Genomic DNA, 20,975 nt, shown 5'->3' with positions numbered 1-20,975 from the left:
CACTCATTTTGCCAAGTGTTAGAATAATTAAGTGTGTTAGCTGGTAAAAGGGCTTAAACCCTTCAAAAGACAGGACTTCGCCGGAGTTGAGGCTCCGGCGGCCTTCCTGATGTGTCTGGTTCACCCGCATAAGCATGTGGTGTATTCGGCAGATCAGGAGCACGGAGGAGGAGAAAAAAGTGTTGGAGTTGCTTCAACATGAAAAAAAAGTGGTGGGGATTAAACAGGTTACCCGCTCACTCACAGAGGGCCAGGACGTCAAGTGTGTGTACCTGGCATCAGATGCGGAAACGCACCTGCTGGATAAAATGCGCCAATTGGCACTGGAAAAGCAAGTGGAAGTTGTGCCGGTGGAAAGCCGAAAAAAACTGGGCAAGTTTTGCGGCATTGATGTGGGAGCAACCGTGGTTGCGGTTCTAAAATAAATGAGAATCAAATGATCAAATGAAAAGGAGGTGAAAACATGCCAACCATTAACCAACTGGTTCGAAAAGGCCGAAAAGTTGAAATGGAAAAGTCAGATGCCCCTGCGTTGCTGAAAGGTTTTAATTCTTTGAACAGAACATCCACAGATCAGAGTGCTCCACAAAAACGAGGTGTCTGCACATCCGTTAAAACAGTGACGCCTAAGAAACCAAACTCTGCACTTCGAAAAGTGGCAAGGGTACGTCTCACAAACCAGATCGAGGTTTCTGCTTATATTCCCGGAATGGGACACAACCTGCAGGAACATAGTGTCGTTCTGATTCGTGGGGGAAGAGTGAAAGACCTTCCTGGTGTTCGTTACCACATTGTTCGTGGTACTCTGGATACCGCTGGCGTTGCCAACAGAATGCAGGGCCGTTCCAAGTACGGAGCGAAACGACCCAAAAAGAAATAATGACGTGATCGCGTTTTAGCATAGATGATCAATAGGAGTCATTTCCTGAGTCTCATCACGCTGAGAACGCACAACGGCATTCAATGAATGTCGAGTACCGGTGAATTCTGGCTGAATTCACAGATAAGGAGGGAAGAAACGTGCCGAGAAAAGGAAATGTACCGAAGCGATTGGTACTTCCGGATCCCATGTATGGAAGCAAGGTTGTCACCAAGCTGATCAACGGCATTATGTTGGACGGTAAAAAAGGGGTGGCCCAGCGGATCGTATATGATGCCTTCGATATCATCAAGGAAAAATCCGGACAGGACCCAATGGAAACATTTGAGAAAGCCATGAACAACATCATGCCTGTTCTCGAAGTAAAGGCCAGACGTGTGGGAGGTGCCAACTACCAGGTGCCGGTGGAAGTTAGACCTGAGCGTCGTCAGACACTGGGAATTCGCTGGTTGGTTAAGTACACCCGTCTCCGTGGCGAAAAACGCATGGAAGAGAGACTGGCGAAAGAATTGATGGATGCGGCCAACAGCATGGGAGCATCTGTTAAAAAACGTGAAGACACACATAAAATGGCAGAAGCCAACAAAGCTTTTGCGCATTATCGTTGGTAATACCGGCAATCAGGGAATCATCTGTGCATTTGCATCGGTAAAATGGCGAATGCACAGTTCATTTCAGAGTTTTTGTTTGTCGGCATGTTGGAAGGAGGATCACGGTGCCAAGGCAGTTTACGCTTGAAAAAACAAGAAACATTGGAATCATGGCACATATTGACGCAGGTAAAACCACCACCACTGAACGGATTCTGTTTTATGCAGGCCGCATCAGAAAACTTGGTGAAACCCATGACGGGGCCTCGCAAATGGACTGGATGGAGCAAGAAAAGGAGCGCGGTATTACTATCACCTCCGCGGCCACCAGTTGTGAATGGAATGGCCATGGTATCAACATAATTGACACACCAGGACACGTTGACTTTACGGTTGAAGTTGAACGGTCTTTGCGAGTGCTTGATGGTGCCGTTGCAGTTTTCTGTGCTAAAGGCGGCGTTGAACCTCAATCAGAAACAGTCTGGCGTCAGGCTGATAAATATAAGGTTCCCCGCATGGCTTTCGTCAACAAAATGGACATTATGGGTGCAGACTTTTACCAGGCAGTGAGCATGATGAAAGAACGTCTGGGAACCAATGCGGTACCCATTCAGCTGCCCATCGGCAGTGAAGCTGATTTCGTCGGTATTATCGATCTGGTGGATATGAAAGCGCACATTTTCCTGGATGATTTGGGTCAAGACATTCGAGTGGAAGACATTCCAGCCGAAATGGAAGAAAAGGCACAGATGTATCGTGAAAAAATGCTGGAAGCTGTTGCAGAAACCAGCGAAGAGCTGATGATGAAATATCTGGAAGGTGAAGCCCTCACTTTGGAAGAGGTGGTTCAAGGTCTCAGAAGAGGCACTGTTCAAACCTCCATGACACCTGTACTGTGCGGCTCTTCCTACAAGAACAAAGGCGTCACCATGCTGCTGGACAGAATTGTCCAACTCATGCCTTCACCGCTGGATGTTGAAGCCATTCGAGGTACTGACCTTGATGGTGAAGCGGAAATGGAGCGCCACCCCAGTGATGAAGAACCCTTCTCTGCCCTGGCCTTTAAAATCATGGCAGACCCCTTTGTGGGTAAACTGGCTTTCTTCCGGGTTTATTCCGGAGTTCTGAAGTCGGGTTCTTATGTTTACAATGCAACAAAAGGGAAAAAAGAACGTGTTGGCCGCATTCTTCAAATGCATGCCAACACCCGAAAAGAGATTTCTGAAGTGTATGCCGGCGACATTGCCGCCATCGTGGGATTGAAAGATACTTCCACGGGGGATACCCTGTGCGATCCTGATCATCAGATTCTCCTGGAATCCATGGAGTTTCCTGAGCCGGTTATTAATGTTGCCATCGAGCCAAAAACAAAAGCAGGCCAGGAAAAAATGGGGATTGCACTGCAGAAACTGGCAGAAGAGGATCCCACTTTCCGAACCTATACAGACACCGAAACCGGCCAGACTATTATTGCCGGAATGGGAGAGCTGCATCTTGAAATCATTGTTGACCGAATGATGCGCGAGTTTAAAGTGGAAGCCAATGTGGGCAAACCACAGGTGGCTTACAAAGAAACCATCACTGAAACTGTTGATGTGGAAGCCAAATACGCTCGTCAGTCTGGTGGTAAAGGTCAGTACGGTCATGTTAAGATGCGAATGATTCCCCAGGAACCTGGAGCCGGATACCTGTTCGAAAGCAAGGTTGTCGGCGGATCAATTCCCAAAGAGTACATTCCTGCAGTAGATCAGGGGATTCAGGGCAGTATGAGCAATGGTATTCTAGCTGGCTACGAAGTGGTGGATTTCCGGGTTGAACTGCTGGATGGTTCCTACCACGAAGTGGATTCTTCTGAAATGGCCTTTAAAATTGCAGGATCCATGGCTTTCAAAGACGGTATGAAGAAAGCCAAGCCGGTATTGCTGGAACCTTACATGCGTGTGGAAGTGGTAACCCCTGAAGAATATATGGGCGACGTGATCGGCGACCTGAACTCCCGACGCGGCAGAATTGAAGGAATGATACCGCGTGCCAATGGCATTCAGGTGATCAAGTCTCAGGTGCCGCTGGCGGAAATGTTTGGATATGCCACAGACCTTCGTTCAAAATCACAGGGACGTGCCAATTACACCATGCACTTTGATCACTTTGAGCAGGTGCCCAACAGCATTGCAGAAAAGATTATGAAGGGCTAGCCTGTTGCATTTCAAACTATGAATAAACAATTTAGGGAGGAACGAAAATGGGAAAAGCAAAATTTGAAAGAACAAAACCCCACGTAAACATTGGAACCATTGGTCACGTTGACCATGGCAAAACCACGCTGACAGCGGCCATCACATCAGTACTGAACAAGCGATTCGGCACCGGATCAGCAGTGGCCTTCGACATGATCGACAAAGCGCCTGAAGAAAGAGAAAGAGGAATCACCATCTCAACAGCACATGTTGAGTACGAAACCCCGAACCGCCACTACGCCCACGTAGACTGCCCCGGCCATGCCGACTATGTTAAAAACATGATCACCGGAGCCGCCCAAATGGACGGAGCCATCCTGGTGGTATCCGCAGCCGACGGCCCCATGCCCCAAACCAGAGAGCACATCCTGCTGTCCAGACAGGTAGGCGTACCCTACATCGTGGTCTTCATGAACAAATGCGACATGGTGGATGACGAAGAACTGCTGGAACTGGTTGAGCTGGAAATCCGCGACCTGTTGAGCGCGTACGAGTTCCCAGGCGACGACACCCCCATCTTCAAAGGCAGCGCATTAAAAGCACTGGAAGATCCGGACAGCGAATGGGCAGATAAAATCGTTGAAATGTTTGAAGGCATCGACGAGTATATTCCACAGCCCGAGCGAGACGTGGACAAACCCTTCCTGATGCCCGTAGAGGACGTCTTCTCCATCACCGGCCGAGGCACAGTAGCCACCGGACGTGTGGAAAGAGGAACCGTTAAAGTACAGGAAGAAGTACAATTGGTGGGCCTCTCCGAAGAGCCCCGCAAACTGATTGTAACCGGCGTGGAAATGTTCCGCAAACTGTTGGATTTCGCCCAGGCAGGCGACAACATCGGCCTGTTGCTTCGCGGCATTCAGCGAACAGAAATTGAGCGTGGACAAGTACTGGCCAAGACCGGCAGCATCCATCCCCACACCAAGTTCAAAGCAGAAGTCTACGTACTGAAAAAAGAAGAAGGCGGCCGACACACCCCCTTCTTTGACGGCTACCGTCCCCAGTTCTACTTCAGAACCACCGACGTTACCGGAAGCATCAAACTGCCGGATGGCGTAGAGATGGTTATGCCTGGAGACAACATCACCATGGACATCGAACTGATCAGCCCCATCGCCACCGAAGAAGGCCTGCGATTTGCCATTCGTGAAGGCGGCCGAACAGTAGGAGCCGGTGTTGTCGCTCAGATCATCGAGTAATTGCTGTAGCCGATCACAATGTGAAGCAGCTTAGGGACCAGGCAAAAGCCTGGTCCTTTTTTGCCTTAATTGCTGATAATGCGCAGGTATATAAAAAAAGGAGTCAATAAAGATGGTTTTTGCAGAAAAAAATAGTCAAACCATCTTGCTTTTCTTGCAATTGTATTATAAAATACTTAAGTGTCCCATTTTATGCGATGAAGCGGAAGGTGGCCTTTCGAAGGGGAATTTCCGTGGAGAATGTCGGATCTAAGAATCAGGCGACTGGATAGAAATGTTTCGGATTTAAAAAAATGCAACACACCCGGAGCAGTGTTCATGTCCTGTCGCACGAAAACGTGCGAATGGAGGAGGTTAGCAAATGGCTAAAGCAAAACAAAAAATCAGAATCAGATTGAAGGCGTATGATCACAAGGTGCTGGACCAATCGGCAGAAAAGATTGTCGACACTGCTAAAAGAAGTGGTGCAGATGTGTCAGGGCCAATCCCCCTGCCTACTGAAAAGCAGATCGTTACCATCCTGCGCTCAGTACACAAACACAAAGATTCAAGAGAACAGTTTGAAATGCGCACTCACAAACGTCTCATTGACATTCTGAGCCCCACACCCAAAACCGTTGATTCACTGATGAAACTGGATCTGCCGGCGGGCGTGGATATTGAAATCAAGTTATAGGAAAGCAGCGATTGTTTGATCGATCTTTTATAGAGGATCAATCTTAGTATGATTGCTGACGCAATCCGCTGTAAGATTAACAGGAGGTGTTTTGAACATGAAAGCATTAATGGGTAGAAAAGTTGGTATGACCCAGGTGTTTGATGAACTGGGGAACGTGATCCCGGTGACTGTCATCGCTGTCGAAACCAACCAGGTCACACAGATCAAAACAAAAGAAAAAGAAGGCTATACTGCAGTTCAAATAGCTTTCAGCACCACCAAAGAGAATCGCACCATTAAACCGGCCAAAGGCCACTTTGATAAAGCGGGCGTTGCTTATCGCAAGTACCTGCGTGAACTCAAAGTGAAAGACCCATCCACCTACACAGTTGGACAGGAATTAAATGCTGATGTCTTTGTGGCGGGTGACAAGGTTGACATTACCGGTACTTCCAAAGGTAAAGGCTTCCAGGGTGTTATCAAACGGCACAACCAAAGCCGCGGCCCCATGACCCACGGTTCTCACTATCACAGAAATCCAGGTTCCATGGGAGCATCTTCTTCTCCCAGCCGCGTATTTAAAGGTAAAAAGTTACCAGGACAAATGGGTTCCGTACGCGTTACAATGCAAAATCTGGAAGTGGTTCGAGTCGATGCTGAAAGAAACGCCATTCTGGTTAAAGGTGCCGTTCCCGGCCCCAAAAAAGGCATGGTATTCATGAAAGAAGCTCGAAAAACTCAGGAAAAATAGGTTGGAAAGGAGGAGCTTAAATGCCTACAGTACCCGTTTACAATGTATCTGGAGAAAAAGTCAGTGAAATTCAGCTGAACGACAGCATTTTCGGCGTAGAGATTAACACGCATGTCATGCATGCTGTTGTTAAGAATCAGCTAGCCAATAAGCGACAAGGAACACAGTCTGCCAAAACCCGCGCAGAAGTAAGAGGCGGCGGCAGAAAGCCCTGGCGTCAAAAGGGAACCGGTCGTGCCCGTCATGGGTCCAGCCGTTCACCCATCTGGGTTGGTGGAGGAACTGTCTTTGCACCCAAACCCAGGGATTACAGCTATAAGCTGCCCAAAAAGGTGAGACGTTTGGCGCTGAAATCGGCACTTTCATCAAAAGTACTCAGTGAAACGCTGATTGTTTTGGATGATCTGCAAATGGAACAGCCCAAAACAAAAGAAATGACCAACATTCTTAAAAACCTTAAAGTTGACGGCAAAGCGCTCATCGTTATGGAGCAGGTAAATGACAGTGTAATCCGTTCAGCCAGAAATATTCCCGGCGTACAAACAACACTGGTGAATACCCTGAACGTCTACGACATTCTGAAGTATGACCGCTTCATCATCACCAGAAATGCCGTTGAGAAAGTGGAGGAGGTGTACGCATAATGTTTGATCCGTACAGCGTGATTTTAAGACCTCTGGTCACTGAACAGAGCATGAGCGGCCTGGCTGATAAAAAATACGCCTTTGTGGTTCGCAAAAATGCCAACAAGACCGAGATTAAAAATGCCATCGAAAAAATCTTTTCGGTGAAGGTTGACAGCGTCAACACCATGAACATGAAAGGCAAAACCAAAAGAATGGGCCGCCACGTTGGCAAACGCCCAGACTGGAAAAAAGCCATTGTTCAACTGACAGCAGAAAGCAAAGAAATTGAATTCTTTGAAGGCATGTAATTAACGGCTTTGTGGAGGAGGTAAAGTTATGGCGATAAAAAAATACAAACCCACTTCCCCGGCCAGAAGACATATGTCCGTATCCACCTTTGAGGAGCTTTCAAAAGTAGAACCGGAAAAATCTCTTCTGGCACCCCTGAAAAAGAGTGGGGGAAGAAATGCACAGGGTAAAATCACGGTTCGCCATCGCGGTGGCGGTGCCATGAGAAAATACAGAATCATTGATTTTAAAAGAAACAAAGATGGTGTGCCGGCAAAAGTGGCTACCATTGAGTATGATCCCAATCGTAGTGCCAACATTGCGTTGCTGCATTATGCGGATGGTGACAAGCGTTACATTCTGGCTCCAAACCACTTGAAAGTGGGAGACAAAGTTGAGTCAGGTGAAGGTGCCGATATTAAAGTTGGCAATGCGCTTCCATTGAAAAGCATTCCCGTCGGTACTGTGTTGCACAACATTGAAATGAAACCCGGAAAAGGCGGGCAGATTGCCCGTGCTGCCGGCAACTCAGCTCAGTTGATGGCAAAAGAAGGGAAGTACGCGCTGTTGCGTTTGCCTTCCGGAGAAATTCGTTATATTTTGATTGAGTGTCGTGCAACCATCGGGCAGGTGGGCAACCTTGATCATGAGAATATCAGCATCGGTAAAGCGGGACGTACCAGGCATATGGGCATTCGTCCAACAGTGCGCGGTTCTGCCATGAACCCCAATGACCATCCTCACGGTGGTGGTGAAGGTCGAGCACCCATTGGACGTCCAGGGCCGGTAACTCCTTGGGGAAAACCAGCTTTGGGATACAAAACCCGCCAAAAGAACAAAGCATCTGACAAGATGATTGTCAAACGGCGCAAGAAGTAAGCAGAGCGCACGTTAAGCTGCCGAAGGGAGGAACAAGAATGAGCAGATCTTCAAAAAAAGGACCTTTTGTCCATGAAAAACTGTTGAAAAAAATTGAAGAAATGAACGATGGCGGATCCAAAAAAGTAATCAAAACATGGTCCCGGGCATCCACTATTTTTCCGCAAATGATCGGACACACCATTGCGGTGCATGATGGGCGCAAACACATCCCCGTGTACATAACGGAGGATATGGTCGGTCATAAGCTGGGAGAATTTGCGTTGACACGTACCTACCGTGGCCATGACGATTCCGAAAAAAGCAGCAAACGGAAATAGATAAACTGAAAGCGACGAAAGGAGGTTTATGGCTATGGAAGCAAAAGCAGTAGCCAGACATGTACGCATTGCTCCGAGAAAAGCAAAGCTGGTTGCCGATCTGATCAGAGGCAAAAAGGTAGATGAAGCGTTGGCCATTTTGAAGTTTACCCCCCGTGGTGCTTCGCCGGTCATTGAAAAAATTGTGAAATCTGCCATTGCCAATGCAGAGAACAATCACCAGATGAATAAAGACAGCCTGTATGTGGCAGAAATTTATGCAAATCAGGGCCCCACGCTGAAGCGTTTCAGACCCCGCGCTCAGGGAAGGGCTTCACAGATCCTGAAACGAACCAGCCATATTGGTGTCGTATTACGGGAAAAACCGGGTAAGGAGGGATAGAATGGGTCAAAAGGTAAATCCTCATGGGTTACGAGTTGGCATTATTAAAGACTGGGATAGCAAATGGTATGCCAACAAAAAAGATTTTGGCGACATTCTGATTGAAGACTGCAACATTCGAAAGTATGTCAAAGACAAACTGTTTACTTCAGGCGTGTCAAAGATTGAAATTGAACGTGCAGCCAACAATCGGGTGAAAGTTAACATTCATACAGCAAAACCGGGCATGGTTATCGGCAAAGGTGGACAGGGTGTTGAAGAGCTGCGCAAAGACCTGGAGAAAATGACAGGGAAAAGCACGCTGATCAACGTAGTTGAAATCAAGTACCCCGAAATCGATGCACAGCTTGTAGCTGAGAACATTGCGTTATCACTTGAGCGTCGTGTTGCTTTCCGCCGAGCCATGAAGCAGGCAATGCAACGGGCATTCCGTGCTGGAGCAAAAGGTGTTAAGGTTGCAACCGCAGGTCGTTTGGGCGGTGCTGAAATTGCTCGTACTGAGGGCTATAATCAAGGAAATGTGCCGCTGCACACATTGCGGGCAGACATTGATTATGGATTTCACGAAGCCACTACCACTTATGGAAAACTGGGTGTGAAAGTCTGGATCTACAAGGGTGAAATACTTCCTGAAAAGAAAACAGACAAAAAAAAGGAAGCTGCGGCTCAATAACTGACGCAGCGTCATCATGATACAGGTGTCAGCCTGAGCAACATGTGACAGGAAGGAGGAATCGTGCATGTTAATGCCTAAACGTGTTAAACGCCGCCGTGTTTTCCGGGGTAAAATGGAAGGCCGCGCGATGAAAGGAAATACAGTCTCATACGGTGATTTTGGCCTGATGGCAACTGAAGCCTCGTGGATCACCTCCAATCAGATTGAAGCAGCACGTATTGCCATGACCCGATCCATCAAACGTGGTGGTAAGGTATGGATCAAAATTTTCCCACATAAGCCGGTAACCAAGAAGCCAGCTGAAACCCGCATGGGTGCTGGTAAAGGTGCTCCCGAGTTTTGGGTTGCAGTTGTTAAGCCGGGCCGGGTAATGTTTGAAATTGCCGGCGTATCTGAAGAAAAAGCCCGGGAAGCAATGCGTCTGGCAATGCATAAATTGCCGGTGAAATGCAAAGTTGTTTCCAGAAGAGAATTAGAAGGAATAGGTGGTGAAGCTGATGAAAGCTAATGCTTTGAAAGATATGACAAGTGCAGAATTGACACAGAAACTGACCGATCATAAAGGTGAACTGTTTAACCTGCGCTTTCAGTTAGCAACCGGTCAGCTGGAAAACCCTTTGCGGATCCGCCATGTCAAAAGAGATATCGCACGTGTGAAAACTGTTTTGCGTGAGCGTGAAATCAACGAAGGATAGTCCGCTTTGATCCCATACGGAGTTTACGTGAAAGGAGGCCCTTGTCTTGGAAAGAAAAGCCAGAAAAACAAGAGTCGGTATGGTTACCAGCGATAAAATGGATAAGACCATTGTCGTATCCGTTGTGAATAAAGAAAGACATCCGCTGTACGGAAAAGCAGTGAAGCGGACCAAAAAATTCAAAGCCCATGACGAACTGAACCAGTGTCAAGCTGGTGATCGCGTTCGAATCATGGAAACCAGACCCATGTCAAAAGATAAAAGATGGCGGTTGGTTCAAATCATCGAAAAAGCGAAGTAAGACTTACATTGGAAGGAGGGGCCGCAATGATTCAACAGGAATCCAGGCTGAAAGCTGCTGACAACTCAGGTGCAAAAGAACTGCTTTGCATTCGTGTGCTTGGCGGTACCAGAAGAAGATATGCAAGAATTGGTGACGTTATCGTTTGTTCTGTTAAAAGCGCAACACCCGGCGGAGTTGTCAAAAAAGGAACGGTTGTCAAAGCTGTGGTTGTTCGCACCAATGCCACTGTACGTCGTAAAGACGGAACTCATATCCGTTTTGACGAGAATGCGGCAGTCATTATTAAAGACGACAAACAACCTGTGGGAACCCGTATTTTCGGACCCGTGGCCAGAGAACTTCGGGACAAGGAATTCATGAAAATTGTCTCGCTGGCACCGGAAGTATTATAAAAGGAGGTGTGCTGCATGCGAGTAAAAAAAGGAGACACCGTTGTGGTGATCGCCGGTAAGGATAAAGGCAAAAAAGGCCAGATTCTCCAAGTGTTCCCGAAAGAGCAACGGGTTATCGTTGAAGGTGTCAACATGGTTAAAAAGCACCAGAAAGCGACTCAAAAAATCCAGCAGGGTGGTATTGTTACCCAGGAAGCTCCCGTTCATGTATCAAACGTCATGTATTTTGAAAAGAAAGCCAACCAAGGCGTTCGGGTTGGATTCAAAATGCTCAATAGCGGTGAGAAAGTGCGTGTAAGCAAAAAAACCGGAGAAGTACTTGATTAATTTGATGGAGAAGGGAGGTACGACCACCGATGGCAAGATTGAAAGAAAAGTATAACACCGAAGTTACCGTTGCGATGAAAGAGAAATTTCAATATAAATCAGTCATGGAAATTCCAAGACTTGAAAAGATTGTAGTCAACATGGGGCTTGGCGATGCAAAAGACAATGCCAAGGCACTGGAGTCGGCAGTCGGTGAACTAACACTCATCGTTGGACAAAAACCTGTTGTCACCCGGGCAAAAAAATCAGTTTCAAACTTTAAAGTACGTGAAGGAATGCCGGTGGGAGCAAAAGTAACCCTGAGGGGCCAAAAGATGTATGAGTTTGCTGATCGCCTGATGAACATTGCCCTTCCCCGCGTACGAGATTTCCGAGGTGTCAGTGCAAAAGCGTTTGACGGACGGGGTAACTACTCACTGGGAATCAAAGAGCATCTGATCTTCCCGGAAATTGACTATGATAAAGTGGAAACCACCCGCGGCATGGATATTATCTTTGTCACCACATCCAAAACAGATGAAGAGTGTCGTGAACTGCTTCGATTAATGGGTATGCCGTTTGCAAAGTAGTAATTAAAGGAGGGACAAGCCGGTGGCTAAAACATCGCTTAAAGTGAAGCAATCGAGACAACCGAAATATTCCACACGTGCCTATACACGTTGCAAGCGTTGCGGAAGACCGCACGCAGTACTACGCAAGTTCGGCATTTGTCGGATTTGTTTCAGAGAACTGGCATACAAAGGACAAATACCAGGGGTTCGCAAAGCCAGCTGGTAAACCAGGAAGGAGGGTAATGCCATGACAATGACTGATCCATTGGCGGATATGCTGACAAGAGTCAGAAATGCGAGTGCAGTAAAGCATGAATCGGTAGACGTTCCTGCTTCCAACATCAAAAAGGAAGTTGCGCGAATTTTGCTGGCGGAAGGCTTCATTAAAAGCTTTGACGTCATCGAAGACGGCAAACAGGGAATCATCCGCATTCAGTTGAAATACAGCCGTGAAAACGAAAAAGTCATCACCGGCATCAAGCGAATTTCAAAACCGGGACTCCGGGTTTATGCCAACAAAGATGACGTTCCCAAAGTACTTGGAGGCCTGGGTGTTGCCATTATCTCAACATCAAAAGGTCTGATTACTGACAAACAAGCCAGAGAGCAAGGTGTAGGCGGCGAAGTCATCGCTTACGTCTGGTAATCTCCGGCGATCGAACAGGAGGTGGAAGCATGTCCAGAATTGGAAAGAAACCAATTGATTTGCCACAGGGCGTTGAGATTAAAGTCGACGAAAAAAACCTGGTAACGGTTAAAGGACCTATGGGAATACTTTCCCAGCAAATCAGCAAAGAGATTTCGGTCGAAGTGGCAGATGGTGTCGTTACCATTACCCGGCCATCCGATCTTAAAAAACATAAATCCCTGCATGGCCTTTCGCGGTCACTGGTGGCCAACATGGTTGAAGGTGTCACCAAAGGATTTGAAAAGAAGCTGGAAATTGTTGGTGTTGGATATCGTGCCAACAAGCAGGGCAGTCAGGTTGTTTTGAGCCTCGGTTACTCTCATCCCGTTGAGTTGACAGAGCCAGACGGCATTACACTTGATGTGCCTTCTCAAACAGAAATTATTGTTAAAGGAATTGATAAGCAACTGGTCGGCAACTATGCCGCTAAAATCAGAGCTTACCGCAAGCCTGAGCCATACAAAGGCAAAGGTGTTCGATATGCCGGCGAAATCATTCGTCGTAAAGAAGGAAAAACCGGCAAATAGTCAATGAAAGGGGTGTCACACGTTGCTTAAGAAGCCCAGTAAAAATAGCTTACGTTTAAAAAGGCATATGCGCCTGCGCAACAAGGTTGCCGGTACGGCACAACGGCCTAGATTAAATGTTTATCGCAGCCTGAGCCACATTTATGCACAGGTAATTGATGATGCAAGAGGCATTACACTGGTATCCGCCTCTTCCATGGAACAACCGGTAAAAGGACAGGTGAAGTCCACGGGTTCCAAAGAAGCAGCCGCAATTGTCGGAAAGCTGGTGGCAGAACGCGCCAAAGAAAAAGGCATTGAGACCGTTACCTTTGACCGTGGCGGTTACATCTATCATGGACGGGTGCAAGCCCTCGCCGAAGGCGCACGGGAATCCGGTCTGAAGTTTTAGGAGGGAGGGAAAACCATGCAGAAAGTTCGAATTGATGCTTCACAACTTGACATTAAAGAGCAAGTTGTTGATATTAGACGCGTCACCAAAGTTGTCAAAGGTGGTCGGAACTTCCGTTTCGCAGCCATTGTTGTCGTCGGTGATGAAAACGGTCGTGTAGGCATTGGATCCGGTAAAGCAATGGAAATTCCGGATGCCATTCGAAAAGGCATTGAAGATGCCAAGAAGAACATGATTCAGGTGCCAATTCTGGGAACCACCATACCCCACGAAGTCAAAGGCCACTTTGGTGCAGGCAGAGTCCTAATTATGCCTGCGGTTGAAGGTACCGGAATCATTGCCGGCGGCCCTGTACGTGCAGTATTGGAACTGGCTGGACTTAAAGATGTTCGAGCCAAATCTCTGGGATCAAATAACTCCCGCAATATGGTAAATGCAACCATGGCAGGATTAAAACAGCTGAAGCGGGCCGAAGACGTCGCTCGTCTGCGGGGTAAAACCGTAGAAGAAATTATGGGTTAGGAGTGAAACATCATGGCGACAGTGAGAATTAAACTGACCAAAAGCCTGATCGGAAGACTGCCCAAGCAGCGTAAAACCGTGGCGGCCCTTGGCCTGAAAAAGATTGGGCAATCAGTGGAAAAAGAAATGACCCCATCTTTGAATGGGATGATAGAAGTTATTAAGCACATGGTTCAAGTGGAAGAGATTTAAGCACAGGAGGTGTGACCATGAAACTGCATGAACTCAGACCTGCCAAAGGCAGTGTTCATAAAACCAAGCGTAAAGGCCGTGGAACCGGATCAGGACTTGGAAAAAGTGCCGGCCGAGGCGGCGACGGACAGCGTTCCCGTAGCGGCGGCGGCGTTCGTATTGGATTCGAGGGTGGCCAAATGCCCCTGGCAAGACGAATTCCCAAAAGAGGCTTTACAAACATCTTCAAAAAGCAGTACAATCTTATCAATGTGGACGATCTCAACCGTTTTGAAGATCAGACAGAAGTCAGTGCTGAACTGCTGAAAGAAATTGGCGCCATCAAAAAAATCGAAAAAGACGGATTGAAAGTGCTTGGCGATGGCGAACTGACAAAAAAAGTGACGGTAAAAGCTGCCAAGTTTACCAAATCCGCCATTGAGAAGATCGAAAATGCCGGCGGAAAGGCTGAGGTGATTTAATTGCTCGCTACCCTGAGAAATGCCTGGAAAATCCCGGACCTGCGCAAAAAAATGACTTTCACAATGTTGATGCTGATGATCTTCCGCCTCGGGGCAGTTATTCCGGTGCCAGGTGTGAACATTGACTATGTTCGAGATATCGTTCAGAATGCAGGGCTCCTGTCAATGTTTGATATGTTTTCCGGCGGAGCTTTTGGAAACATGACCATTTTTGCTCTCAGTATCACACCTTACATCACCGCTTCCATTATCATGCAACTTTTGACCATTGCGATCCCTGCATTGGAAGAGTTGTCAAAGGAAGGCGAAGAGGGAAGAAAGAAAATTGCCCAGTATATCCGTTATGGAACAGTGGTCCTTGCGTTGATCCAGGCTACTGGTATCAGTGTGGGACTGTTCCGGGGAGCCCTGATTCGGCGTGACACCTTCAGCATTATCGTGGTGATCTTAACTCTGACGGCTGGAACAGCGTTCCTCATGTGGTTAGGTGAGCAGATTACAGAGCATGGCATTGGAAACGGAATTTCTCTTCTGATCTTCACTGGTATTGTGGCAGGGATTCCTGACGGGGTGTACCGCACCTTTATGCTTACCAGACAGGGAGAAATTCACATCATCACACTTGTCATTTTTGCCATTGTGGCGATGTTCATCGTTGCAGGTGTTGTAGCTATTCAGGAAGGCCAGCGCAAGATTCCTGTACAGTACGCAAAACGCGTTGTTGGCCGAAAAATGTACGGCGGACAAAGCACTCATATTCCGCTGAAGGTGAATCAGGCAGGTGTTATTCCTGTGATCTTTGCCATGTCAATTCTGGCATTTCCACAGACCATTGCGTTCTTTGTGGGTGAAAACAGTGGGTTTGCCCTGTTCATTGCCAAATGGCTTTCACCCAGTGGCAACCCGGGGATTTACATTTATGCGCTGATGAGTGCGCTGCTGATTATCTTCTTTACTTATTTTTACACAGCAGTCACTTTTAATCCTGTTGAAATTGCATCTAATATGAAGAAAAATGGTGGTTTTATCCCAGGCATTCGCCCTGGAAAACCCACTTCCGATTACCTGGCAAAAGTGCTGAATCGCATTACACTGGCTGGAGCTGTCTTTTTGGCTGCCATTGCCATGATGCCGATGATCATTCTTAATTTCACAGGCATGCCGGTATCTTTCGGAGGCACAGCCTTACTGATTGTTGTCGGGGTTGCCCTTGAAACGGTGAAGCAAATCGAAGCGCAAATGATGATGCGTCACTACCAGGGTTTTCTGAAGTAATTCCTTGTGCCTCGATTGTCAACAGACTCCATGGGAGATGATAAGATGAGACTCATTCTGCTGGGACCGCCCAACGCAGGAAAAGGAACACAGGCACAATCGTTGATAAACAAGTATCACATTCCACAAATTTCCACCGGTGATATCTTCCGGGCCAACATCAAGCAGGAAACCCCCCTGGGTAAAGAAGCAAAGAGCTATCTGGATCAGGGGCTGCTGGTGCCCGATGAGCTGGTGGTTGCCATCGTCCAGGACCGGTTAAAGCAGGAGGACTGCCAGAAGGGATTTTTACTGGATGGCTTTCCACGCACTGTTGTTCAGGCGGAGGCGCTGGAACGGTTTTTAAAGGAAGATGGCAGTGCCCTTAACAGGGTGATCAACATACATGTGGCCAGAGAAACTCTCATTGAGAGGGCGATCGGCCGGCGTGTGTGTCAACGGTGTGGCGCAACTTATCATGTTGCCTTTAAACCAACAGCCGCCGAGGGGATCTGCGATTCCTGCGGGGGCGAAGTGATTCAACGCAAGGATGATCAGCGGGAAACGGCTGAAAAACGCATCCAGGTTTATGAGAACGAAACAGCTCCGCTCATTGAATTCTACCAGTCACAGAATTTATTGGTCACCATCGATGGAGAACAGAGCATTGAAGCGGTAACAACAGCCATATACGAAGCATTAAAGGACGCTTGATCATGATAAACATCCGATCTCGACAGGAAATTGAACAGATCAGAAAGGCCGGGGTCATTGTGGCAGAAGTCCACGACCTCATGAAACAGATGGTACGGCCGGGAATTACCACCATAGAACTGGACGAAGCGGCGGAAGCCCACATACGTTCCAGAGGTGGTGTGCCTGCTTTTAAGGGTTACAGCGGTTTTCCAGCCTCCATCTGCAGCTCCATTAACCACCAGGTGGTCCACGGAATCCCAGGCCAAGTTCAACTTGTGGAAGGCGACATGATCAGCATTGATACAGGCGTTCAACTTAACGGATACTTTGCAGATGCTGCCAAAACCTATCCGGTGGGTACCATCAGTACCCAGACACAACGGCTCATCGACATCACAAGGAACAGCTTTTATGAGGGAATCCGATATGCCCGGGAAGGGTATCGATTGTCAGATATTTCCCATGCGATCCAGTCTTATGTAGAAGCAGCAGGCTTTTCAGTGGTTCGAAATTATGTGGGACATGGCATTGGGACAGCGCTGCACGAAGAACCCCAGATTCCCAATTTCGGGTTGGCGGGAAAAGGACCGAGACTTAAATCAGGTATGGTTTTGGCCATTGAGCCCATGATCAATCAGGGAACATACCAAGTAAACGTCATGCCTGACGGATGGACGGTCATCACTGCAGATGGCGAATGCTCCTCACATCATGAGCATACCATCGCCATCACTGATGGAGAACCAGAATTGCTGACAGTGCTGAATGCCGGGTAAAGAGGTGACATTGTGAAACAGGAACCACTTCAAATTGGGCAGGTAGTCAGGTCGATTCAGGGTCGGGACAAAGGAAGATATCTGGTTGTCATCGATGTACTGGATGAAACCCACGCTTTGCTGGTTGACGGCAAGCTGCGAAGACTTGACAGGCCCAAGAAGAAAAAGAGCAAGCATTTCGTCTCGGCGGGCCTGATCTCCGAAGAGATTCGACAACGCATTCTGTCGGAGAAGAAAATGAACAATGCCCTGATAAGAGTTGAACTGGAAAGATTGACGGACAACGAGCCGGGGAAGAATGGAGGGTGATGGCTGCATGTCAAAGAAAGATGTCATTGAAGTAGAAGGTACCGTCAAAGAAGCATTACCGAATGCCATGTTTATTGTACAGCTGGAAAACGGTCATGAAATTTTGGCCCATATCTCCGGAAAACTCCGAATGCATTTTATCCGAATTCTTCCGGGAGATCAGGTGACTGTGGAACTGTCTCCTTATGACCTAAAGAGAGGCCGCATCACCTGGCGTAAAAAGTAACCGGCTAATCCACAAGTGAACGTTGAAGAAGGAGGGATTAGGTTGAAAGTGAGAGCTTCCGTAAAACCTATCTGTGAAAAATGTCAGGTGATTCGCCGCAGTGGGAAAGTTATGGTGATTTGCCAGAACCCCAAGCATAAACAAAAACAAGGATAACCCTATGGATTTCAGGGAGCGGCTGTCAGGTTTACCTGATTCCCTGTGCAATAGAGCGAAGGACACTTCGCAGTTATCACCGTCACATATAAATTAACGTTGAATAAACTTAAGGAACTGATTTAGGAGGTGTATTTGTTAATGGCACGTATTGCTGGTGTGGATTTACCCAGAGATAAACGCGTTGAAATTGGACTGACCTATATTTTTGGAATCGGACGCAACACATCCAATAAAATTCTGGCAAGCTGCAACATTAACCCGGATACCCGCATTAAGGATCTGACCGAAGAAGAAGTTAGCTCACTTCGTAAGACCATTGACACCGACTACCATGTAGAAGGTGATCTGCGCCGGGAAATTGCGCTGAACATTAAACGTCTAAAAGAAATTCGATGCTATCGTGGGATCCGACACATTAAAGGATTGCCGGTGCATGGACAAAAGACCAAAACCAATGCGAGAACACGTAAAGGTCCCAAAAAGACTGTTGGACGCAAGAAGAAAAAATAGTTAAGTAAGGAGGGAAGAGCGAATGGCAAAAGCAGTACGCAAGAAAGTCAGCCGAAGAAGAAAAGAACGCAAGAATATCGAACGTGGTCATGCACATATTCAGTCCACTTTTAATAATTCAATCATCACACTGACAGACACCAGCGGCAACACCATTGCCTGGGCCAGTGCAGGCCAGCTGGGATTCAAAGGCTCCCGAAAATCCACTCCTTTTGCTGCCCAGATGGCAGCAGAATCTGCAGCTAAAGCAGCCATGGAACATGGGCTGAAAACTGTGGAAGTTTTTGTGCGAGGACCCGGAGCGGGCCGAGAAGCAGCCATCCGCTCACTGCAGGCAGCAGGCCTTGAAGTGAGCATGATTAAGGATGAAACACCGATTCCGCATAATGGCTGCAGACCACCGAAACGACGAAGAGTCTAATTGATATTTAAGGAGGTGTCATGAACCGATGGCAAGATATACCGAAGCTGTGTGCAGACTATGCCGCAGAGAAGGAATGAAGCTTTACTTAAAAGGCGACCGGTGCTATACCGATAAATGTGCAATCAACAAGCGCAACATGGCGCCTGGACAACATGGAACCAGCCGTAAAAAGCTGTCTAACTATGGAATCCAGCTGCGTGAAAAACAGAAAGCCAAGCGCCATTATGGTGTTTTGGAAACTCAGTTTAGAAAATATTATGAAATGGCTGATCATCAGAAAGGGATTACTGGTGAGAATCTGCTTCGAATCCTGGAAACGAGACTGGACAATGTGGTATTCCGACTGGGTTTTGCCGCTTCACGGGCACAAGCCAGACAACTGGTAGTCCACGGTCATTTCACGGTAAATGGTAAGAAGGTAGATATTCCTTCCTACCTGGTATCTGTAGGTGATGAAATTAAAGCATCTGAAAGATCCAAAGGCCTTCCCAAGTTCAAGGCCCAGGTGGAAGAAGCAAAAGGAAACGCGCCTGAGTGGCTGTCTGCTGATCTTGAAAACCTGCAGGGGAAAGTGGTTTCCATGCCGAACCGCGAAGATATTGACCTGCCGATTTCCGAGAACCTGATTGTTGAGCTATACTCCAGATAATCCGTTAGAACGGATACTGATCCCCTCAACGAGCCAGAGTGACCAGGGAGTCAAAAGGAGGGTACGAGTCGAATGATCGAAATGGAAAAACCTAAGATTGAGATTGTGGAAGTCAGCGAGGACAACACGTATGGCAAGTTTGTTGTTGAACCGCTGGAACGCGGATACGGCACAACGCTGGGCAACTCAATGCGACGCATTATGCTGTCTTCCCTGCCGGGAGCAGCAGTGACATCTGTCCACATTGAGGGTATTCTGCATGAGTTTGACAATGTTGAAGGGGTAAAAGAAGACATCACAGAGATCATTCTGAACATTAAAGACCTTTCAATCCGGGTACATGGAAATGAACCCAAAACCCTGCGTATCGAAGCGGAAGGCGAAGGAGCTGTTACGGCAGGTGACTTGATTGCAGACGCGGATGTTGAAATACTCAATCCGGAAATGCACATCGCCACTTTAGCAGCAGGCGCGCGCTTAAACATGGAAATGAATGTGTTACAGGGCAGAGGCTACGTGGCGGCAGAAAGCAATAAAACGCCAGCCATGCCCATCGGCGTCATTCCGGTGGATTCCATCTTTACTCCGGTGAAGAAGGTCAGTTATACCGTGGGCAACACCCGTGTGGGTCAAATGACCGACTACGACAAACTGACCATGGAAGTGTACACTGATGGCAGCATCAAACCTGAAGAAGCCCTGTCTCTTTCTGCGAAAGTTATGACGGAGCATCTGAATCTGTTCATTCACCTGACTGAGCACGTGAGTGCTGTTGAAATCATGGTGCAGAAGGAAGACGATGAAAAGGAAAAAGTACTGGAAATGACCATTGAAGAACTGGATCTTTCCGTACGTTCCTATAACTGTCTGAAGCGGGCAGGCATCAATACGGTGGAAGAGCTGACCCAAAAGAATGATGAAGAAATGATGAAAGTTCGCAACCTGGGCAAGAAATCTTTGGAAGAAGTTCAGAAAAAGCTGATTGCATTGGGCCTGGGTCTGAAATCCAAAGAAGAATAGTCAGGTGCATCGATTTGATACTGTATCGTAAGGAGGGAAAAGCATGGCAGCATATCGAAAGCTGGGACGTGTCAGTGCGCACCGCGATCTGATGCTCAGAAATATGGTGACAAGTCTGTTGAAGCACGGCAAGATTCAAACAACTGTCACCAGAGCGAAAGAAGCCCGCAGACTGGCTGAAAAAATGATCACCCTTGGAAAACGTGGCGACTTACATGCCCGTCGACAGGCACTTGCCTTCATCACAGAAGAAACCATTGTCAAAAACCTTTTTGATGAAATTGCACCCAAGTATCAGGAACGCAATGGCGGATATACCCGTATTTTAAGATTGGAACCGCGCAAAGGTGACGGTGCAGAAATGGTCGTATTGGAACTGGTATAAACACTAACTCGGGATTAAGTCATCATGCTTA

General features: G+C 47.5%; 37 protein-coding genes. All 37 read left to right on the top strand.

What is annotated here, in order from left to right; translation table 11 throughout:
* Positions 1-179: 179 nt before the first annotated feature.
* Positions 180-425 (top strand): ribosomal L7Ae/L30e/S12e/Gadd45 family protein, encoded by a 246-nt coding sequence (locus QOL74_RS16910; RefSeq protein ID WP_283410681.1) that lies wholly within the window; start codon positions 180-182, stop codon positions 423-425.
* A 38-nt stretch (positions 426-463) separates the two neighbouring features.
* The gene (rpsL, locus tag QOL74_RS16905) at positions 464-880 is read left to right on the top strand and encodes a 30S ribosomal protein S12 (protein ID WP_283410680.1); all 417 of its coding nucleotides are present in this window, start codon (positions 464-466) and stop codon (positions 878-880) included.
* 140 nt (positions 881-1,020) lie between these two features.
* Positions 1,021-1,491 (top strand): 30S ribosomal protein S7, encoded by a 471-nt coding sequence (gene rpsG, locus QOL74_RS16900; RefSeq protein ID WP_283410679.1) that lies wholly within the window; start codon positions 1,021-1,023, stop codon positions 1,489-1,491.
* Positions 1,492-1,595: 104 nt separating this feature from the next.
* Positions 1,596-3,665 carry an elongation factor G gene (gene fusA, locus QOL74_RS16895; RefSeq protein WP_283410678.1) on the top strand — a complete coding sequence of 690 codons (2,070 nt, stop codon included), beginning with the start codon at positions 1,596-1,598 and terminating at the stop codon, positions 3,663-3,665.
* Positions 3,666-3,712: 47 nt separating this feature from the next.
* Positions 3,713-4,906, top strand: coding sequence for an elongation factor Tu (tuf, locus tag QOL74_RS16890; protein WP_283410677.1), 1,194 nt, complete (start codon positions 3,713-3,715; stop codon positions 4,904-4,906).
* A gap of 361 nt (positions 4,907-5,267) precedes the next feature.
* On the top strand, positions 5,268-5,582 hold the full coding sequence (gene rpsJ / locus QOL74_RS16885; RefSeq protein WP_283410676.1) for a 30S ribosomal protein S10: 315 nt from the start codon (positions 5,268-5,270) through the stop codon (positions 5,580-5,582).
* A gap of 97 nt (positions 5,583-5,679) precedes the next feature.
* Positions 5,680-6,315 (top strand): 50S ribosomal protein L3, encoded by a 636-nt coding sequence (gene rplC, locus QOL74_RS16880; protein WP_283410675.1) that lies wholly within the window; start codon positions 5,680-5,682, stop codon positions 6,313-6,315.
* Positions 6,316-6,335: 20 nt separating this feature from the next.
* Positions 6,336-6,959, top strand: coding sequence for a 50S ribosomal protein L4 (rplD, locus tag QOL74_RS16875; RefSeq protein ID WP_283410674.1), 624 nt, complete (start codon positions 6,336-6,338; stop codon positions 6,957-6,959).
* Complete coding sequence (gene rplW, locus QOL74_RS16870) at positions 6,959-7,249, top strand: 50S ribosomal protein L23 (protein ID WP_343187429.1); 291 nt, start codon at positions 6,959-6,961, stop codon at positions 7,247-7,249. Before rplD ends, rplW begins: the two co-directional genes overlap by 1 nt.
* Positions 7,250-7,277: 28 nt before the next feature.
* Complete coding sequence (gene rplB / locus QOL74_RS16865; protein WP_283410673.1) at positions 7,278-8,108, top strand: 50S ribosomal protein L2; 831 nt, start codon at positions 7,278-7,280, stop codon at positions 8,106-8,108.
* Between the two features lie 38 nt (positions 8,109-8,146).
* Positions 8,147-8,428 carry a 30S ribosomal protein S19 gene (gene rpsS / locus QOL74_RS16860; RefSeq protein WP_283410672.1) on the top strand — a complete coding sequence of 94 codons (282 nt, stop codon included), beginning with the start codon at positions 8,147-8,149 and terminating at the stop codon, positions 8,426-8,428.
* Positions 8,429-8,462: 34 nt separating this feature from the next.
* Positions 8,463-8,810 carry a 50S ribosomal protein L22 gene (gene rplV / locus QOL74_RS16855; protein ID WP_283410671.1) on the top strand — a complete coding sequence of 116 codons (348 nt, stop codon included), beginning with the start codon at positions 8,463-8,465 and terminating at the stop codon, positions 8,808-8,810.
* A 1-nt stretch (position 8,811) separates the two neighbouring features.
* Positions 8,812-9,483, top strand: a complete 672-nt coding sequence (rpsC, locus tag QOL74_RS16850; protein ID WP_283410670.1) for a 30S ribosomal protein S3 — start codon at positions 8,812-8,814, stop codon at positions 9,481-9,483.
* Between the two features lie 67 nt (positions 9,484-9,550).
* Positions 9,551-9,994: a 50S ribosomal protein L16 gene (gene rplP / locus QOL74_RS16845; protein WP_283410669.1), complete on the top strand. Its 444-nt coding sequence runs from the start codon at positions 9,551-9,553 to the stop codon at positions 9,992-9,994.
* Entirely contained in the window at positions 9,984-10,181 is a 198-nt protein-coding gene (gene rpmC, locus QOL74_RS16840) for a 50S ribosomal protein L29 (RefSeq protein ID WP_283410668.1), read from the top strand. The genes rplP and rpmC overlap by 11 nt, the downstream gene beginning before the upstream one ends.
* Positions 10,182-10,227: 46 nt before the next feature.
* Entirely contained in the window at positions 10,228-10,482 is a 255-nt protein-coding gene (gene rpsQ / locus QOL74_RS16835) for a 30S ribosomal protein S17 (RefSeq protein ID WP_283410667.1), read from the top strand.
* A gap of 26 nt (positions 10,483-10,508) precedes the next feature.
* Positions 10,509-10,877 carry a 50S ribosomal protein L14 gene (gene rplN, locus QOL74_RS16830; protein WP_283410666.1) on the top strand — a complete coding sequence of 123 codons (369 nt, stop codon included), beginning with the start codon at positions 10,509-10,511 and terminating at the stop codon, positions 10,875-10,877.
* Between the two features lie 15 nt (positions 10,878-10,892).
* A complete protein-coding gene (gene rplX / locus QOL74_RS16825; RefSeq protein WP_283410665.1) occupies positions 10,893-11,204 on the top strand; it encodes a 50S ribosomal protein L24 in 312 nt (103 codons plus the stop codon).
* 29 nt (positions 11,205-11,233) lie between these two features.
* Complete coding sequence (rplE, locus tag QOL74_RS16820; RefSeq protein ID WP_283410664.1) at positions 11,234-11,773, top strand: 50S ribosomal protein L5; 540 nt, start codon at positions 11,234-11,236, stop codon at positions 11,771-11,773.
* A gap of 22 nt (positions 11,774-11,795) precedes the next feature.
* The gene (locus QOL74_RS16815) at positions 11,796-11,981 is read left to right on the top strand and encodes a type Z 30S ribosomal protein S14 (RefSeq protein WP_283410663.1); all 186 of its coding nucleotides are present in this window, start codon (positions 11,796-11,798) and stop codon (positions 11,979-11,981) included.
* Between the two features lie 21 nt (positions 11,982-12,002).
* Positions 12,003-12,401: a 30S ribosomal protein S8 gene (gene rpsH / locus QOL74_RS16810; RefSeq protein ID WP_283410662.1), complete on the top strand. Its 399-nt coding sequence runs from the start codon at positions 12,003-12,005 to the stop codon at positions 12,399-12,401.
* Between the two features lie 29 nt (positions 12,402-12,430).
* On the top strand, positions 12,431-12,970 hold the full coding sequence (gene rplF / locus QOL74_RS16805; protein ID WP_283410661.1) for a 50S ribosomal protein L6: 540 nt from the start codon (positions 12,431-12,433) through the stop codon (positions 12,968-12,970).
* A 22-nt stretch (positions 12,971-12,992) separates the two neighbouring features.
* The gene (gene rplR / locus QOL74_RS16800) at positions 12,993-13,361 is read left to right on the top strand and encodes a 50S ribosomal protein L18 (RefSeq protein ID WP_283410660.1); all 369 of its coding nucleotides are present in this window, start codon (positions 12,993-12,995) and stop codon (positions 13,359-13,361) included.
* 15 nt (positions 13,362-13,376) lie between these two features.
* Complete coding sequence (gene rpsE / locus QOL74_RS16795; RefSeq protein WP_283410659.1) at positions 13,377-13,883, top strand: 30S ribosomal protein S5; 507 nt, start codon at positions 13,377-13,379, stop codon at positions 13,881-13,883.
* Between the two features lie 12 nt (positions 13,884-13,895).
* Complete coding sequence (gene rpmD / locus QOL74_RS16790) at positions 13,896-14,075, top strand: 50S ribosomal protein L30 (protein ID WP_283410658.1); 180 nt, start codon at positions 13,896-13,898, stop codon at positions 14,073-14,075.
* Between the two features lie 17 nt (positions 14,076-14,092).
* The gene (gene rplO / locus QOL74_RS16785) at positions 14,093-14,536 is read left to right on the top strand and encodes a 50S ribosomal protein L15 (protein ID WP_283410657.1); all 444 of its coding nucleotides are present in this window, start codon (positions 14,093-14,095) and stop codon (positions 14,534-14,536) included.
* A gap of 51 nt (positions 14,537-14,587) precedes the next feature.
* Positions 14,588-15,811, top strand: a complete 1,224-nt coding sequence (gene secY, locus QOL74_RS16780) for a preprotein translocase subunit SecY (protein ID WP_346771763.1) — start codon at positions 14,588-14,590, stop codon at positions 15,809-15,811.
* Positions 15,812-15,856: 45 nt separating this feature from the next.
* Positions 15,857-16,504, top strand: coding sequence for an adenylate kinase (locus tag QOL74_RS16775; RefSeq protein ID WP_283410655.1), 648 nt, complete (start codon positions 15,857-15,859; stop codon positions 16,502-16,504).
* A 2-nt stretch (positions 16,505-16,506) separates the two neighbouring features.
* Positions 16,507-17,262, top strand: coding sequence for a type I methionyl aminopeptidase (gene map / locus QOL74_RS16770; protein WP_283410654.1), 756 nt, complete (start codon positions 16,507-16,509; stop codon positions 17,260-17,262).
* Positions 17,263-17,274: 12 nt separating this feature from the next.
* On the top strand, positions 17,275-17,571 hold the full coding sequence (locus QOL74_RS16765; protein ID WP_283410653.1) for a KOW domain-containing RNA-binding protein: 297 nt from the start codon (positions 17,275-17,277) through the stop codon (positions 17,569-17,571).
* 7 nt (positions 17,572-17,578) lie between these two features.
* Positions 17,579-17,797: a translation initiation factor IF-1 gene (infA, locus tag QOL74_RS16760; protein WP_283410652.1), complete on the top strand. Its 219-nt coding sequence runs from the start codon at positions 17,579-17,581 to the stop codon at positions 17,795-17,797.
* A gap of 42 nt (positions 17,798-17,839) precedes the next feature.
* Positions 17,840-17,953 carry a 50S ribosomal protein L36 gene (rpmJ, locus tag QOL74_RS16755; RefSeq protein WP_283410651.1) on the top strand — a complete coding sequence of 38 codons (114 nt, stop codon included), beginning with the start codon at positions 17,840-17,842 and terminating at the stop codon, positions 17,951-17,953.
* Between the two features lie 141 nt (positions 17,954-18,094).
* Entirely contained in the window at positions 18,095-18,466 is a 372-nt protein-coding gene (gene rpsM, locus QOL74_RS16750) for a 30S ribosomal protein S13 (RefSeq protein ID WP_283410650.1), read from the top strand.
* Between the two features lie 22 nt (positions 18,467-18,488).
* Positions 18,489-18,887 (top strand): 30S ribosomal protein S11, encoded by a 399-nt coding sequence (rpsK, locus tag QOL74_RS16745; protein WP_283410649.1) that lies wholly within the window; start codon positions 18,489-18,491, stop codon positions 18,885-18,887.
* Positions 18,888-18,915: 28 nt separating this feature from the next.
* Entirely contained in the window at positions 18,916-19,539 is a 624-nt protein-coding gene (gene rpsD / locus QOL74_RS16740; protein WP_283410648.1) for a 30S ribosomal protein S4, read from the top strand.
* Between the two features lie 72 nt (positions 19,540-19,611).
* On the top strand, positions 19,612-20,559 hold the full coding sequence (locus tag QOL74_RS16735) for a DNA-directed RNA polymerase subunit alpha (protein ID WP_283410647.1): 948 nt from the start codon (positions 19,612-19,614) through the stop codon (positions 20,557-20,559).
* A gap of 43 nt (positions 20,560-20,602) precedes the next feature.
* Entirely contained in the window at positions 20,603-20,944 is a 342-nt protein-coding gene (gene rplQ, locus QOL74_RS16730; protein ID WP_283410646.1) for a 50S ribosomal protein L17, read from the top strand.
* Positions 20,945-20,975 lie beyond the last annotated feature (31 nt).

The organism is Anoxynatronum buryatiense, assembly GCF_900182905.1.
Lineage (GTDB): Bacteria > Bacillota > Clostridia > Peptostreptococcales > Tindalliaceae > Anoxynatronum > Anoxynatronum buryatiense.
Note: the sequence above shows the minus strand (reverse complement) of the source record. Positions and strands in the feature narration are given on the sequence as shown.